Origin of the sequence: Paraburkholderia graminis, from assembly GCF_003330785.1 — a bacterium.
GTDB lineage: Bacteria > Pseudomonadota > Gammaproteobacteria > Burkholderiales > Burkholderiaceae > Paraburkholderia > Paraburkholderia graminis.
This window is the reverse complement of the sequence record NZ_CP024935.1, coordinates 2,069,146-2,084,950: the sequence shown is the minus strand read 5'-3', so window position 1 is coordinate 2,084,950 and position 15,805 is coordinate 2,069,146. Positions and strand designations below refer to the sequence as shown.

Sequence of the window (15,805 nt, the reverse complement as noted above, 5' to 3'; positions counted from 1 at the left end):
AATTTAGATGGTCAGTTAACAGCTTTGGCAGCTAACGCTGCGTCGCTGGTCTTCTCAGGGAGCAGGGAGTGGCAGAGTTTGATCCATTACGGCAGGGCGTCACGGGACGCCAGGCGTACTTTCTCGACGTACCTGGCACGGACAGCGCGGCGGCGCTGTCGGTCGTGTCGTTCACGGCAATCGAGAAGATGGGCGCGCCCACCGAGGTGCGCATCGAGTTGACCCACCCGCAGCAGCTTGCACGGGCTGACTATCTGAACCTTGACGCCTGCTTCTCCGTGGTGGCCGACGATGGCGCCTTGCGGAAGTTTTCCGGGTACATCGAACGCTTCTCGACGGTGCAGACCACGAAGGACTATGTCCGCTACGAATTCGTTCTGAAGTCGCACCTCGGACGGCTCCAGGCGGTTACGGACACGCACGTCTACCAGCGCGTCACCACACCGCAGATCCTCACGGCGGTGTTGCGCCGTCATGGCATCCGGGATCACCAGACATCGTTCCGTCTGCGCCGTCAGTATCCGGTCCATCTCTGGCGTTTCCAGCACCAGATGACCGATTTCGATTATGTCCACATGCTGATGGAGAAGGCGGGGATCTACTGTTTTATCGTGGAAACGGAATACGGTGACCAGATCGTCTTTGCAGATGACATCGATCATTATCTCTATGACGATCCACGGCGGATCGTGCCGTACCGCGAAGCGGCCGGTCTCGAAGCGGGCGGCGTGGAGGCGGTGACGACGCTGAAGACTCACACAGAGACAGTGCCGCAGTCGTTCATGGTTGCCGACTACAACCCGGAGAGCGCGTGGGAGCGCTTTCGGGACAGTGCCAATGTCGCACCGCAGGACCCGACGACGTATGGCCAGCCGTATGTCTACGGCACGCATCATCTCGACCAGACCGGCGCCAAGTGGGAAGCGCAGTTGCGCCACGAAGCGGCCATCGCTCGACAGGTCATTTACGAGGGCGAAAGCAACGTACTCGCGTTGCAGTGCGCAAGCGTGCTGGAGACGGATATTGTCCTGCCCGACGCGCCGAAAGGCATGGTGATTACCGAGGTCACGCACAGCGGCGCGCGCGATACGTCGTATTCGAACAGCTTCAAGGCGATCCCTGCCGACCGGCGTTTCCGGCTCCCGCTCGAACCCGAAAAATGGGCCCGCATTTCTGGCACGCTCAGCGCCCGTATCTGCAGCCCGGACAAATACACCTACGGCTATCTGAATGCCGCCGGCTATTACATCGTCCGTCTGGATGCGGATTTCGGCAACTGGCCCAAGGGTGGTGAGAGCGTACCGCTGCGGCTTGCAAAGCCGTTCGCGGGCAAGCTGCAAACCGGCATGCACTTCGTCGCGCTGGACAACGACGAGGCCGTGATTGCCTTCCGGGACGGCGACCCGGACAAGCCCGAAATCACCGCGTTCCACCATCACAGCCAGGCGCGCGACCTGGTGACGAACGACCGGCGCTGGCTCTCACGCAACATGATCCGCACGCAGGCAAACAACAAGCTGCGCATGGAAGACTGGGAAGGTCAGGAAGGCATCAAGCTGAGCACCGAGCATTCGGGCAAGTCGCAACTCAATCTGGGTTACCTGGTCAACAGCAAGCTCGAATATCGGGGCGAAGGCTATGAGTTGAGGTCATCGGGCTGGGGGGCGCTGCGCGCGGGCAAGGGCATCATGGTCACCACCTATGACCGCCCCGGCGCGAGCGGCAAGCAACTCGACATGCAGGAAACCATTGCGCAGCTTGAGAGCGCGCTGGAACTTGCAAAGGCACTCGCTGCGTCCGCCAGCAGCGCGAAGGCCGAGCCTGCCGACACGGCCGCACAGCAGCAGATGAAGGAGGCTTTCGACGGCCTGAAGAAGCCGGGGCTGCTGATGAGCACGCCTGCATCAATGGCTATCGTCGCGGGCGACGGTGTGCAGTTCGCGGCGCAGGAAAGTATCTCAACCGTTGCCGGCAAGAACGCCGACTGGAGCGTGACGAAACGCTTCACGGTTGCGGCGGGCGAGAAGATCTCACTGTTCGCGCAGAAGCTCGGCATCAAGATTTTTGCGGCCAAAGGCCCGGTTGAAGTGCAGGCACAGAGCGATGCCATGTCGCTGATCGCCGCACAAGACCTGACGATGGCAAGCGTCAACGGCACAGTGCGCATCAGTGCGAAGAAGGAACTCACACTCGAGTCAGGCGGCGCGTTCATCCAGTTGAAGGACGGCAGCATCACCCTGGGCGGTCCGCTCGATCTTTTCCTCAAGTTCATCACGATCCAGAAAAAAGGCGCGCAGAGACTGTCAACCGTGGTTCCGGCACTGCCGCAATCCACCGGAACGTTCGACGAGGCTTTCGTCGTGCATTGGGCGGGCTCCGACGTTCCCGCCGCCAATACACGTTATCAGATGTTCTCCGAGGGCAAGCTGATTGCCGAAGGTACAACCAATGAGTATGGCGAAACGTCGCTGGCGCAGAGTCATGTACCGCAAGGCGTTTCGATCCGGTTGAAGGGCAACTAAAAATGGCAGATCAAGAGAAGGATGTGGGCTACGCAGAGTCGTACATGACGCTGAAGTCATACACGAAGCGCGCTCGCGTGGAGCGTACTGTCTGTGACGATCATGTACCGCCTGCTGCGGATTCGATAATCGGGCATTGCGAGTACTACTACCGGCCGTTGCAGTGCGAATACACGGAGACAGTCGAGAAGGTCACTGCGGGCAGTGCCTGGGCCACGGTGAAGGCGTTTGCCACGTCCTGGGATCCGTGGACCGACAAGGAAGTTTCCGCACGCCTGCTGCGCCAGCGGCAAACGCTAATCCAGCCCGACTGCACGGCCTCCGACTGGTCCCGGCATAGCAACTTCATGATGCGGCACATCGGCTGCGGGCATAAGCCGCCCAGCTATTACGTCAGCTATGGTTACTTTTACTGTTCTAACTATGGCGCGAAATTGAAGCCGACCTTATCCAAAGATGGGCAGGAGTGGCTAGACAATGCGAGGTTCTACCTCCAAAGAAACATGGAAAGAGGACTTGCGCAAAACATGCAGGGAAATGCAATCCAGATGCGCAGTGTAAAGCCGGGAAACGGCAGTTTCAAAATGACCGTTCCTCAATACACGCTTGAACTGGACGACGAGACGTTCAAGAGCTTCGCGTTCAAGACACATCCGCTCGCCTACCTTGATGGCGGGCTGGCCGGTTTGCAGCTTGCGGACATGACGAAGATCACGGGCGGCCCCGCGTTGGAAGAATGGGCCGACTGGCGAACTTACGAGCAGGTATGGGACAGCGGCAAGGTCGTTGCACGCAAGGTCATCGGCGAGGCATGGGATGCCACGAACGCCGATATTGACGACCCGGTGAGCAAGGCGCTGGGGCGGCTGATGGGCGGGAAGTGACATGCGGATGCCCAGGCGCAGGACATTCATTTTCGGCAGCCTTCTCCTGGCCGCCATCGCAACTTACGGATATCACAGCATGACGAACCCAGGCTGGCAGACCATTTCAACGACGTTCATGAAGAACGACAAACCATACGGGGGCGGCAATGCCCGGATAAACGGCAACGATGTTATCAGTCTCAAGATTGCTGATCCGGAAATTACGTTCAAGCCCGTTAGTCAGCGGAAAGATCCGGAATATGCGGAACCTACTGAAGCCTGGATGAACAACACAGCGGAAACCCTCAACCGCAATACCGTTAGTTTCTTCCGCGGTACGATCGACGGAGGGGTGAGACGCTACTTCCTGCAGCCGGGACAGGACGCGTCCTGGTGGTATTCGAAGGACTGGAGCACGCAGTACATCAGCACGGACTGGATGGACTACAAGGCTGCTGAGGCGACGAATGACCTGTCACCGCATATCACGAAGCTCTGGCGCTCGCGCGACGGCGGCAAGAACTGGACACAGCTTGACTGGCCGGAGAACCGCAATATCGGCCAGCTACTGTTCCTGGATCCTGACCGGGGGTACGCAGTTGGCTGGGGACCGCGCGTCTGGCGCACAGCGGATGGCGGGCGCACGTGGAAAGCAATTACGGTTTCGCTGCACGCAACGGAAGACGACGCGCCGCGAAAGACGTTTGACGCCGTGGACCTGGGTCCGGACGGCACGCTGCGTGTTGCCTACTACGTGCCGCAAGAAATGGAGGATGTGCAAGCTGAAGCCATGGTGGAGCGGCTGAATTGGGATAGCGACGCGTTCGAGCCTGACGTGAAGCTTCCCGGTCAGATAATCGTTTCACTCCAGACCGAGCAGGTGCTGCCCGATGACGCCTATGCGGTCTATGCGCTGTCGCGGATTGGGCCGCCGAGAGACTTCATCAAGAACCCAAACGAGAATGGCCACCGGACCGGCGCGCTATCGGCATGGGGCAATCGCGGCAAGCAGACGGCCGAACAGATCCATACCTTCGATTCACGCCTGATGCTGGACGGACTCAGCGTGGGCAAGCGCGGCGTACTACTCGTGTATGCGACCGATGCCACCGGGGAAGGCGCGCCGCGCGACATTACGCTTGCCAGCAGGGACTACGGCAAATCCTGGACCGAGACCAACGACGGCATTACGCAGGGCGTCTATTTTGACGCTGCGACAAACACACAGTACGGCCTGTACGCCTATACGCTGAAAAAGCGGATCTGGTAGGCGTCGGCGTGGCTCTGTGCCTGGTGGTTGCTACCCCGCGGGCCGTGCGCCGTCACCGCGCGTCCACTGATATTGCCCCTGACACAAACTCATCGGCCATCACTATCTCCTGTACCTACTGCATGCGCGTCGGCTTCTGAACATGAGACAGCTATCAAGCAACAAAGCCCGGCGCATGGCCAGGCTTCGCAGATACTTTGTCAGCAGCAGTCCGAGAACGGCACGCCTCAGCCTGCCGTCCCCCCTTCAAACCCCACCCACACACATATACTTGACGACCACATAATCGTCGATGCCATAGTGCGAGCCTTCGCGCCCCAGACCCGACTGCTTGACGCCGCCAAACGGCGCCACTTCGTTCGAAATCAGTCCGGTGTTGATCCCCACCATGCCGTACTCGAGCGCTTCCGCGACGCGCCATACGCGCCCGATGTCGCGGCTATAAAAGTACGACGCAAGACCGAACTCGGTATCGTTCGCGAGCCGGATTACTTCGTCGTCCGATGAAAAACGGAACAGCGGCGCGAGCGGCCCGAAGGTTTCGTCACGCGCCACTTTCATGTCGGGGGTGACATCCGCGAGCACCGTCGGCTCGAAGAAGCCGTGACCTAGCGCATGACGCTTGCCGCCCGTGAGCACGCGCGCGCCTTTGGCGAGCGCGTCCTCAATATGCGACTCGACCTTGAGCACAGCCGCTTCGTTGATCAGCGGACCTTGCGTGACGCCCGCCTCGGTGCCGCGGCCCACCTGCAGTTGTTCGACGGCGGCGCGCAATTTGTCGGCAAAGGCATCGTAGACCTTGTCGTGCACGTAGAAGCGGTTCGTGCACACGCAGGTCTGGCCGCTGTTGCGATACTTCGACGCAATCGCGCCGGCCACGGCGGCGTCGAGATCCGCGTCGTCGAAAACGATGAACGGCGCGTTGCCGCCCAGTTCCAGCGATACCTTCTTCACCGTCGGCGCGCACTGCGCCATCAAGAGACGCCCGACCGGCGTCGAGCCCGTGAACGACAGCTTGCGCACGATCGGATTGCCGGTCATTTCCGCGCCGATCGCTTTCGGCTCGCCCGTCACCACATTGAACACACCGCGCGGCACGCCCGCGCGTTCCGCGAGCACGGCGAGCGCAAGCGCCGAGAGCGGCGTGGCTTCGGCCGGTTTGACGATGATCGGGCAGCCCGCCGCGAGCGCCGGGCCGACCTTGCGCGTAATCATCGCGGCCGGGAAATTCCACGGCGTGATGGCGGCGCACACGCCGACCGGTTCCTTCGTCACGACAATGCGCTTGTCGCTCGCGGGCGTCGGAATCGTGTCGCCATTCACGCGCTTGCCTTCTTCCGCGAACCATTCGAGGAACGACGCGGCGTACTGGATCTCGCCCTTGGCCTCGGCAAGCGGCTTGCCTTGCTCGGTGGTGAGAATCAGCGCGAGGTCGTCGGCGTTCTCCAGCATCAGGTCGTGCCATTTGCGCAGGACCACCGCGCGTTGCTTCGCGGTGCTTGCCCGCCATGCGGGCCACGCGGCGTTCGCCGAGTCGATGGCGCGGCGCGTTTCCGCCGCGCCCATGCGCGGAACCGTCGCGATTACCTCGCCGGTCGCGGGATTCACGACGTCGAAGGTCGCGCCGTCGTCGGCGCCTTGCCATTCGCCCGCAATGTACGCGGTGGTCTTCAGCAGGGACGGGTCTTTCAAAGTTAGCGTGGTCATCGGTCGATTTCCTCAGGCTGCGACAGCAACGCTGTCCTTGATGACGTCCTCGAGAATGGCGAGCGCCTCGTCGAAGACGGCGTCCTGAATCGTCAACGGAAACAGGAAGCGCACCACGTTTGAATAAACGCCGCACACGAGCAGCAGCAGGCCGCGTTCGAGCGCGCGCGCCTGCACGCGCTTCGTGAAGTCCGCGTCCGGCTCCACGCTGCCCGGCTTGCAGAACTCAACGGCCACCATGCCGCCAGGGCCACGCACATCGGCGATTTGCGGCGCATCTTTTTGCAGTTCGATCAGCTTGGCCTTGACGCGATCGCCGAGAACGACGGCGCGCTCGCACAGCTTCTCTTCGTCGATGATGTCGAGCACCGCATGCGCCGCCGCCAGCGCGAGCGGATTGCCCGCGTACGTGCCGCCGAGTCCGCCGGGCGCCGCGGCGTCCATCACGTCGGCGCGGCCGATCACGCCCGACAGCGGCATGCCGCCCGCGAGGCTCTTTGCGACCGTCATCAGGTCAGGCACGACGTCGTAGTGATGCATCGCGAACAGCTTGCCGGTGCGCGCGAAGCCGGTTTGCACTTCATCGGCGATCAGCAGAATGCCGTGCTCGTTGCACAGCTTGCGCAGCGCGCGCACGAACTCGGCCGGCGCGGGATAGAAGCCGCCTTCGCCCTGAACCGGTTCGAAGATGATCGCGGCCACGCGCTTGGGATCGATGTCGGCCTTGAACAAAAAGTCGATGGCCTTCAGCGAATCGGCGGTGGTCACGCCATGCAACGGATTCGGAAACGGCGCATGGAACACGTCCGACGGGAACGGCCCGAAGCCGAGCTTGTACGGCGCGACCTTGCCGGTCAGCGCCATGCCCATCAGCGTGCGGCCGTGAAAGCCGCCGGTGAAGGCGATCACGCCCGGACGCCCGGTCGCGGCGCGCGCGATCTTGATCGCGTTTTCGACGGCTTCGGCGCCGGTCGTGAAGAAAGCGGTTTTCTTCGGATGATCGCCGGGCGCACGCTCGTTGAGCTTTTCAGCGAGTTCGACATACGACGCGTAGGGCACGATCTGATAAGCGGTGTGCGTGAAATGATCGAGCTGGTCGCGAATCGCGGCCACGATCTTCGGATGACGATGGCCCGTGTTGCACACGGCGATCCCTGCGGCGAAGTCGATAAAGCGGCGGCCTTCCACGTCCCAAAGCTCCGCGTTTTCGGCCCGCGCCGCGTAAAAATCGCACATTACGCCGACGCCGCGCGGCGTGGCTGCGTCCTTGCGGCTCTTCAGTTCTGCGTTCTTCAGGTTCATCACGTGGCTCCTCGCTGTCGGCGGACGCCGCGCGGCAAGGCGCGGCACATGCAGCGACTATAGTGAGATTTGGCTCTGAGCTTCAGAGCCATTTCTATAAAAATGTAGGAGCCAATTTGGCCGGCGAGCGGATTCACCGGGCGCGGCGGATTTGCGTCAGATGCGAATCAGCACTGCCCCGAGCGTAACAAGCGCGCACGCCACGATGCGCCGCGCGGTCAGCTTCTCGCGCATGAACAGCCAGCCGATCAGCACCGCGAAGATCGAGCTCAATTCGCGCAGCGCGGAGACCATCGCGATCGGCAGATAGCGGTAAGCCTCGATGATCAGGCAATACGCGAACAACGCGAGCGCGCCCGACGCGATGCCCTTGAGCACCACCGCGCGGCCGATGAACAGCCCCTTCGCCCCGCCGCGCCAATGCCACGCGAGCAGGAACTGCGGCACGTTCCAGATCAGATAGACCCACATGATGTAACTGAGGCCATTGCCCGCGACGCGCGCGCCGATTCCGTCGACAACCGAATACGTGGAGATGAAAAAGCCGGTCAGCAGCGCGAACGGCACGCTCTCGCCGGAGAAGCGCATGCCGCGCCGAAACGCGAGCGAAACGATGCCGCACGACACCAGCGCGACGCCGATCGCCGCGAGCGGTTTCAGCGATTCATGAGCGAACACGAGCGCGCCGACGAACACCAGCATCGGCGACAGGCCGCGCGCAATCGGATAGATCTGGCCGAAGTCGCCGCTTCGATAAGCGCGGATCAACGCGAGCAGATAGCCGAACTCGAGCACGACCGACGCGAAGATATACGGCCACGCGGCAGGCGCGGGCATCGGCAGGACGATCACGCCGACCGCGCTCACGGCGAGGTAAGGAATCGCCATCATGCCGAGCAGCCAGATGCGGTCTTCCGACAGATGCAGGAACGCATTCCACGTCGCGTGGAGCAGCGCCGACAGCAAGACCAGCAGGACGACGACGGTTTCCATGGAAGGCGAGAACGGGCCAAGGGTTAGCTGGCCCGACTCCGGCCGCAAGCCCGTGATTATTCCAGCAGAACGCGCGACGCGATGAGTGGGCGACTAAAGCAAAGGGGCTTTATGGGGCGAAAATCGCAAATTTGTGGCGCCGAAAATGACGGGCAAATGACGGCCAAATGACGTGCGTGTGACGGCGTTTCACATCTGCTCAGCCGTCATGCTGGCTGACTTGCAGCCAGGCTATATTGCGTCATTCGCCGTGCCGTCCCTGACATCCCGCACTCCTCGCGACGCCCACATGCAGCCTTTGAGCTTCCTTCCCGACACCTTTGCGGAGTACGAAGATCTCAAGACGATCCTCGATCAGGGCAGCGCGAGCTTCGCGATTCGCACGGTCTGCGAGACGACGGTGCGCGGCCTGCGCTTCGGCGTGCATACCGCGAGCATCGGCTCGACCGATCCGCAGGCGCCGGCCATCGGCTTCTTCGGCGGCATTCATGGGCTCGAGCGAATCGGCTCGCAACTCGTGCTCGACTACATGCGCGCGCTGCTTGCGCGGCTCGAATGGGACGAACTGCTCGTCCGCCAACTGCAGTCCATCCGTCTCGTCTTCATGCCGATCGTCAATCCCGGCGGAATGTGGGCGGCCACGCGCGCTAATCCGAACGGCGTCGACCTGATGCGCAATGCGCCGCAAAACGCCGACGAACGCGTGCCGCTGCTCGCCGGCGGCCAGCGCGTCGGCGCATGGCTGCCGTGGTATCGCGGACGCCGCGGCGGTCCTATGGAAGCCGAGGCCGCGGCGCTGCTTCAGGTGGTCGAAACGGAACTGGCGGCACGGCCGTTGAGCATCGCGCTCGATTGCCATTCGGGCTACGGCTGGAGCGACAGCATCTGGTTTCCGTACGCACGCACTCGCAAGCTGATGCCGCATTTGCCGGAAATGTACGTGCTGAAAACGATGTTCGAGCGCTCGCATCCGCATCATGGCTACACGTTCGAGCCGCAAAGCCATCAATATCTGCTGCACGGCGACCTGTGGGACTTCGCGTACGACCGCGCGCCCGCACCCAACGTCTTTCTGCCGATGACGCTAGAACTCGGCTCATGGCTGTGGATCAAGAAGAACCCGCGCCAATTGTTTTCGCGCCAGGGCTTCTTCAATCCGGTGAAGGCGCATCGCACGGCGCGCGTGTTGCGGCGTCACGCGAACCTGCTGGATTTTCTGGCGCGCGCGGCTTTCTCGTCGCAGCGCTGGCTGCCGCAAGGCAATCGCCGCGAGCAATTGCTGCAAAGCGCGATCGATCACTGGTACAGGGCGCACACCGCATGAACACGTGGATTCTGCTGCGCGGCCTGACACGCGAGACGCGTCATTGGGGCCGCCTGCCCGACGCGTTGCGCGAAGCCACTGGCGGCGCGCCGCATCTGCTGCTGCTCGATCTGCCGGGCAACGGCGAATTCGCGCAGTTGCGCGCGCCGTCGACGGTCGCCGCGATGGTCGAATTCGTGCGCGCGGCTGCCCGGCAACGAGGCGCGGCGGGCCCGTTCAACATACTGGCGATGTCGCTCGGCGGCATGGTCGCGACCGCCTGGGCGCAGCGGCATCCCGATGACATCGAGCGGCTTGTGCTGATCAACACGAGCATGCGTCCGTTCAGCCGCGCGCATCAGCGGCTGCGTCCGTCGGCATGGCCGGGTCTCATGACAGTTGCTACGCATTGGCACGACGCGATGCGCGCCGAGGCTGTTATTCATCGGTTGACGTGCAATAACGCCGACACGCTCCAGGCCGATCTTGAATCATGGGCCACGATTCGCCGCAGCGCACCGGTGAGCCGCGGCAATGCATGGCGGCAACTGTGGGCGGCGGCGCGCTTTACCGCCGGCACGGCAAAACCGGCTTGCCCGCTGCTGCTTCTGTCGTCGCGCGACGACCGGCTCGTTGATCCCGCATGTTCGGCAAGGCTCGCGGCGGCGTGGGGCGCGCCGCATCGCGAGCATGCATGGGCCGGTCACGATCTGCCGCACGACGATCCCGCGTGGGTCGCCGAGCAAATTCGCGCATGGCTTGCCCACGAAACCGTCGAGAGCACGGCCACGCGTTAAGCCGCGATAGGCCAGCCGCGTTAAGCGCGCAATTGCGCGCTTGCAGCATAAGCCGAGGCAGCGGGTATAACCTAACTCGCGGCGCCGGTCGCCCTGCTGCATGCAGGTGCATAATCGTTCCTCAGACGATGCATCCGATCCGGGCAATTCCCACATTGCCGCCAACCGGGGGAGTTCATCATGCAAGCAAAGAACGAAGAAGCCGTCACGCACTTGCTGAACGATGTCGTCGAGTTTGCACGAGCGCGCTTGCCCGAGCCGGCGTTTGACATTGTCGAACCGTTTTTGCGGCACTACTACGATTTCGTCGACGCCGACGATCTGCAAAGCCGCTCCATCCCCGATCTGTACGGCGCCGCGCTCGCGCACTGGCAAACCGCGCAGCGCTTCGTGCCGGGCAAGGAAAGGTTGCGCGTCTATAACCCGATTCTCGAACAGCATGGCTGGCATTCCGATCACACGGTGATCGAGATCGTCAACGACGACATGCCGTTCCTGGTCGACTCCGTTTCGATGGCGGTCAATCGCCAGGGACTCGCGCTGCATTCGGTCGTGCATCCGGTGTTTCGCATCTGGCGCGGCGCCGATGGCGACATCGCGCGCGTCACGCAAGGCGCCGAAGAAGCCGCCGACACGCGCTCGCAACTGGCCTCGTTCATTCACTTCGAAGTGGACCGTTGCGGCGACGCGGCAAAGCTCGATGCGCTGCGCGACGACATCGCGAAAGTGCTGCGCGACGTGCGCGCCGCGGTGGAAGACTGGCCGAAGATAGTCGAGCTCGCGCGCGTCACGATCAAAGGCATGAAGGTCGGCGAGAGCGGACCGGATGCGATGGAAGCGCGTGCGTTCCTCGAATGGATGGTCGCCGATCATTTCACGTTTCTCGGCCAGCGCGACTATGAACTGGTGCAACAGGGCACGGGCTACGGCTTGCGCGCGGTGCCCGGCTCGGGCCTCGGCATCATGCGCGACGAATTGCGCGCAAGCGCTGACGGCGCTGCGGCCGCATCGGAAGTGACCGTATTGCCTCCGGCCGCCGCCGAAATCATTTCCAGTGCGTCGCCGATCTTTCTCACCAAGGCCAACTCGCGCGCGACCGTGCATCGGCCAGGCTACCTCGATTATGTCGGCATCAAGCTGACGGGCGCGGACGGCAAGGTGATCGGCGAGCGGCGCTTCATCGGGCTTTACACATCCACCGCGTATTTTTTGTCGGCGGCGGAAATTCCTATCGTGCGGCGCAAATGCGCAAATATCGTGAGACGCGCCGGATTCTTGCCGAAAGGTCATCTCGCGAAATCGCTCGTGACGGTGCTCGAAACCTATCCGCGCGACGAACTCTTCCAGGCCGACGAAAACCAGCTCTACGATACCGCGCTCGGTGTACTGCGTTTGCAGGAACATCAGCGCACGCGTCTTTTCGTGCGGCGCGATCGCTTCGACCGCTTCGTGTCGTGCCTCGTGTTCGTGCCGCGCGACAAGTACAACACCGATTTGCGGCAACGTATCGCCAATCTGCTCGCGGATGCCTTCAACGGAGCGAGCGTCGAATTCACGCCGCTGCTTTCGGAATCGACACTCGCGCGGATTCACTTCGTGGTTCATGCAAAGCCGGGCGGCATGCCGCGTGTCGACACGCGCGAACTCGAAGCGCGCCTCGTGCAGGTCGCGCGCCGCTGGCAGGACGATCTTGCCGATGCGCTGCTCGACGCATTCGGCGAAGAGCAGGGCAACCGTCTGCTGCAACACTACGCGGATTCGTTTCCGCCGGGCTATCGCGACGACTATGCCGCGCGCACGGCGGTGCGCGACATCGAGTTGATCGAACGCGTGCAGGGCAGCGAGCGGCTCGCGATGAACCTCTATCGTCCGATCGAAGCCGGGCCGCGCGCGTTCCGCTTCAAGGTGTATCGCGCGGGCATGCCGATCGCGCTGTCGCGCAGTTTGCCGATGCTCGAACATCTCGGCGTGCGTGTCGATGAAGAGCGGCCGTATCTGATCGAGGCGCTCGGCTCGACGCCAGCATGGATTCACGACTTCGGCCTTGAACTCGCCGACGACGCGGAGTTCGACATCGAGCGCGTGAAGGATCTTTTCGAAGACGCGTTCGAGCAGGTCTGGACCGGCGCGATAGAAAGCGACGACTTCAACCGCCTCGTTCTGCGTGCGCAATTGAGCGCGCGCGAAGTGACGATACTGCGCGCGTATGCGAAGTATCTGCGCCAGGTCGGCTCCACGTTCAGCGACGCGTATATCGAGCGCGCGGTGACCGGCAATCCCGCGATTGCGCGAATGCTCGTCGAATTGTTTGTCGCGCGTTTCGATCCGGCGCATGGCGGCACACGCGAAGCGCGCATCGAGAACTTGATGAAAACGATCGACGGCGCGCTCGATCAGGTTCCCAATCTCGACGAAGACCGCATCTTGCGGCAGTTTCTCGGCGTCATCAAGGCGACGCAGCGCACCAACTATTACGTGTTCGATACGGATGGCAAGCCGAAGCCGTATCTGTCGTTCAAGTTCAATCCCGCGCAAGTGCCCGGCTTGCCCGAGCCCAAGCCGATGTTCGAAATATGGGTCTATTCGCCGCGAGTTGAAGGCGTGCATTTGCGCGGCGGACGTGTCGCGCGCGGCGGCTTGCGCTGGTCCGATCGTCGCGAGGATTTCCGCACGGAAGTGCTCGGCCTGATGAAGGCGCAGATGGTGAAGAACGTCGTGATCGTGCCGGTCGGCTCGAAGGGCGGCTTCGTCGTGAAGAACCCGCCGCCGCAAAGCGAGCGCGATGCCTGGATGCGCGAAGGCATTGCCTGCTATCAAACGTTTCTGCGCGGCCTGCTCGATCTGACCGACAACCTTGCGGGCACAACCGTCGTGCCGCCGCGCGACGTGGTGCGGCACGACCCCGACGACCCGTATCTGGTCGTCGCCGCCGACAAAGGCACGGCCACGTTTTCCGACTACGCGAACGCGATCTCGCAGGAATATGGCTTCTGGCTCGACGACGCATTCGCGTCCGGCGGCTCGGTCGGCTACGACCACAAGAAGATGGCAATTACCGCGCGCGGCGCGTGGGAGTCGGTGAAGCGGCACTTCCGCGAAATGGGCGTCGATACTCAAACGATGGACTTCACGGTGGTCGGCATCGGCGATATGTCGGGCGACGTGTTCGGCAACGGCATGCTGTTGTCGCCGCATATCAGGCTCGTGGCCGCGTTCGATCATCGGCATATTTTCCTCGACCCGAATCCCGATCCGGCGACGAGTCTTGCCGAGCGCGGGCGGCTCTTTCTTCTCGACCGCTCGAGTTGGGCCGACTACGATCCTTCGCTGATTTCAGCGGGCGGCGGCATATTTGCGCGCACCGCCAAGACGATTCCGTTGTCGCCCGCGGTGCAGTCGGTGCTCGGTATCAGTGCGCCGGCGTTGTCGCCCGCCGAACTGATGCGCGCGATTTTGCAGGCGCCCGTCGATCTGCTCTACAACGGCGGCATCGGCACCTACGTGAAGGCGACGCGCGAAACGCATCTGCAAGTGGGCGACCGCGCGAACGATGCGATCCGCGTCAACGGCGCCGAATTGCGCTGCAAAGTCGTGGCGGAAGGCGGCAATCTCGGGCTCACGCAACTCGGCCGCATCGAGTTCGCGCAGCGCGGCGGGCGCATCAATACGGATGCAATCGACAACTCCGCTGGTGTCGACTGCTCGGACCACGAGGTCAACATCAAGATTCTGCTCGGGCTCGTGGTAGCCGACGGCGAGATGACCGACAAGCAGCGCAATGCGCTGCTCGCCGAAATGACCGACGAAGTCGGCCTGCTCGTGCTGAAGGACAACTATTACCAGACGCAGGCGCTGTCGATTGCAGGCCGTTTCGGCGTCGAACTGCTCGATGCGGAAGCGCGCCTCATGCGTTTTCTCGAACGCGCGGGCCGCCTGAATCGCGGGATCGAGTTTCTGCCGAGCGACGAAGACGTGGCCGAGCGGCAAGCCGCGAAACAAGGACTCACCACGCCGGAGCGCGCAGTGCTGCTCGCGTACAGCAAGATGTGGCTGTACGACGCGCTGCTCGATTCGCCCGTGCCGGAAGATCCGCTCGTCAGCGACATGCTGATCGAATACTTTCCGAAGCCCTTGCGTCAGCGTTTCAGCGAGCCGATGCAGCGGCATCCGCTGCGTCGCGAGATCCTCGCGACGCATCTCACGAACGCACTGGTGAACCGCGTCGGCTGCGAGTTCGTGCACCGGCTGATGGAGGAGACGGATGCGCGGCCGGGCGACATCGTGCGGGCCTGCATCATGGCGCGCGATGTGTTCGACCTCGATCACGTCTGGCACAGCATCGACGCGCTCGATAACCGCGTCGCCGATGACGTGCAGGCGCGCATGTTCGTCGAAGTCGCGCGGCTCGTCGAACGTTCGGCGTTGTGGTTCTTGCGGCATCTGTCGTCGCCGGCGGTGAATGGCGACGACGTGACGGATCTGCTCGCGCGTTGCCGCGACGCCGCGCAGCGTCTCGCGCCGCAATGGCCCGCGCTGTTGCCGGCCGCGGATCTCGAAGCGCTGTCCGAACGACAACGCGTGCTGGTGGATGCGGGCGTGGACAGCGACCTCGCGGTACGCATCGCCAGTGGCGAAATCTCGGCTGCGCTGCTCGACATTGCGGAAGTGGCATCGACGTGCGAGCGCAAACTCGAACTCGTGGCGGGCGTTTATTTCGCGCTCGGCACGCTGCTGAATTACCACTGGATCAGCGAACGCGCGGCCGCGCTGCCCGCGCCGTCGCACTGGGACATGCTCGCGCGCGCATCGGCATTGGCGGAACTCGCGCGCCTCAAACGCGCGCTCACCACGAGCGCGCTCGCCGGCGCCGACGACTCAGCCGCGCCCGACACGCTGGTTCAAGCCTGGCGCGACAGGCGGGGCGCACAACTGGAACGCTATGCGCGTTTGCTTGCCGATTTGCGCGCCACGGGGGGCGCGAGTCTGTCGATGCTGCTGGTGATCGTGCGCGAGATGGCCGCGCTCGAGAGGGCATGAGGGTTGCG

The 15,805-nt window shown here is 62.8% G+C and carries 9 protein-coding genes; 6 read left to right on the top strand and 3 right to left on the bottom strand.

Translation table 11 applies throughout. The features are described from left to right. Window positions 1–188 precede the first annotated feature (188 nt). From CUJ91_RS27425 to CUJ91_RS27415, 3 genes are all read left to right on the top strand, one after another. Window positions 189–2,522, top strand: a complete 2,334-nt coding sequence (locus CUJ91_RS27425; RefSeq protein WP_244231097.1) for a type VI secretion system Vgr family protein — start codon at window positions 189–191, stop codon at window positions 2,520–2,522. Window positions 2,523–2,524: 2 nt separating this feature from the next. Beyond that, the gene (locus CUJ91_RS27420) at window positions 2,525–3,406 is read left to right on the top strand and encodes a hypothetical protein (protein WP_114157629.1); all 882 of its coding nucleotides are present in this window, start codon (window positions 2,525–2,527) and stop codon (window positions 3,404–3,406) included. 79 nt (window positions 3,407–3,485) lie between these two features. Further along, on the top strand, window positions 3,486–4,658 hold the full coding sequence (locus CUJ91_RS27415; protein WP_165919835.1) for a WD40/YVTN/BNR-like repeat-containing protein: 1,173 nt from the start codon (window positions 3,486–3,488) through the stop codon (window positions 4,656–4,658). 246 nt (window positions 4,659–4,904) lie between these two features. Here the strand turns inward: CUJ91_RS27415 and gabD are convergent, their stop codons facing one another. The 3 genes from gabD to CUJ91_RS27400 all read right to left on the bottom strand — a co-directional run bounded on the left by gabD (window position 4,905) and on the right by CUJ91_RS27400 (window position 8,660). Next, on the bottom strand, window positions 4,905–6,365 hold the full coding sequence (gene gabD, locus CUJ91_RS27410; RefSeq protein ID WP_107709383.1) for an NADP-dependent succinate-semialdehyde dehydrogenase: 1,461 nt from the start codon (window positions 6,363–6,365) through the stop codon (window positions 4,905–4,907). Window positions 6,366–6,377: 12 nt separating this feature from the next. Then, window positions 6,378–7,667 carry a 4-aminobutyrate--2-oxoglutarate transaminase gene (locus CUJ91_RS27405; protein ID WP_029970101.1) on the bottom strand — a complete coding sequence of 430 codons (1,290 nt, stop codon included), beginning with the start codon at window positions 7,665–7,667 and terminating at the stop codon, window positions 6,378–6,380. 156 nt (window positions 7,668–7,823) lie between these two features. Next, a complete protein-coding gene (locus CUJ91_RS27400) occupies window positions 7,824–8,660 on the bottom strand; it encodes a DMT family transporter (RefSeq protein WP_006049445.1) in 837 nt (278 codons plus the stop codon). 289 nt (window positions 8,661–8,949) lie between these two features. Between CUJ91_RS27400 and CUJ91_RS27395 the strand changes: the two genes are divergently transcribed. The 3 genes from CUJ91_RS27395 to CUJ91_RS27385 all read left to right on the top strand — a co-directional run bounded on the left by CUJ91_RS27395 (window position 8,950) and on the right by CUJ91_RS27385 (window position 15,797). Next, window positions 8,950–9,984 carry a M14 family zinc carboxypeptidase gene (locus CUJ91_RS27395; protein ID WP_114157628.1) on the top strand — a complete coding sequence of 345 codons (1,035 nt, stop codon included), beginning with the start codon at window positions 8,950–8,952 and terminating at the stop codon, window positions 9,982–9,984. After that, window positions 9,981–10,760, top strand: coding sequence for an alpha/beta fold hydrolase (locus CUJ91_RS27390; protein WP_114157627.1), 780 nt, complete (start codon window positions 9,981–9,983; stop codon window positions 10,758–10,760). Before CUJ91_RS27395 ends, CUJ91_RS27390 begins: the two co-directional genes overlap by 4 nt. Window positions 10,761–10,940: 180 nt before the next feature. Further along, the gene (locus CUJ91_RS27385) at window positions 10,941–15,797 is read left to right on the top strand and encodes an NAD-glutamate dehydrogenase (protein ID WP_114157626.1); all 4,857 of its coding nucleotides are present in this window, start codon (window positions 10,941–10,943) and stop codon (window positions 15,795–15,797) included. Window positions 15,798–15,805: the final 8 nt, after the last annotated feature.

Excerpts from the sequence above, each read along its gene's own strand:
- CUJ91_RS27400 (WP_006049445.1), bottom strand. The coding sequence starts at position 8,660 with ATGGAAACCGTCGTCGTCCTGCTGGTCTTGCTGTCGGCGCTGCTCCAC.
- CUJ91_RS27420 (WP_114157629.1), top strand. The coding sequence starts at position 2,525 with ATGGCAGATCAAGAGAAGGATGTGGGCTACGCAGAGTCGTACATGACG.
- gabD (WP_107709383.1), bottom strand. The coding sequence starts at position 6,365 with ATGACCACGCTAACTTTGAAAGACCCGTCCCTGCTGAAGACCACCGCG.
- CUJ91_RS27415 (WP_165919835.1), top strand. The coding sequence starts at position 3,486 with ATGACGAACCCAGGCTGGCAGACCATTTCAACGACGTTCATGAAGAAC.
- CUJ91_RS27405 (WP_029970101.1), bottom strand. The coding sequence starts at position 7,667 with ATGAACCTGAAGAACGCAGAACTGAAGAGCCGCAAGGACGCAGCCACG.
- CUJ91_RS27395 (WP_114157628.1), top strand. The coding sequence starts at position 8,950 with ATGCAGCCTTTGAGCTTCCTTCCCGACACCTTTGCGGAGTACGAAGAT.
- CUJ91_RS27385 (WP_114157626.1), top strand. The coding sequence starts at position 10,941 with ATGCAAGCAAAGAACGAAGAAGCCGTCACGCACTTGCTGAACGATGTC.
- CUJ91_RS27425 (WP_244231097.1), top strand. The coding sequence starts at position 189 with ATGGGCGCGCCCACCGAGGTGCGCATCGAGTTGACCCACCCGCAGCAG.
- CUJ91_RS27390 (WP_114157627.1), top strand. The coding sequence starts at position 9,981 with ATGAACACGTGGATTCTGCTGCGCGGCCTGACACGCGAGACGCGTCAT.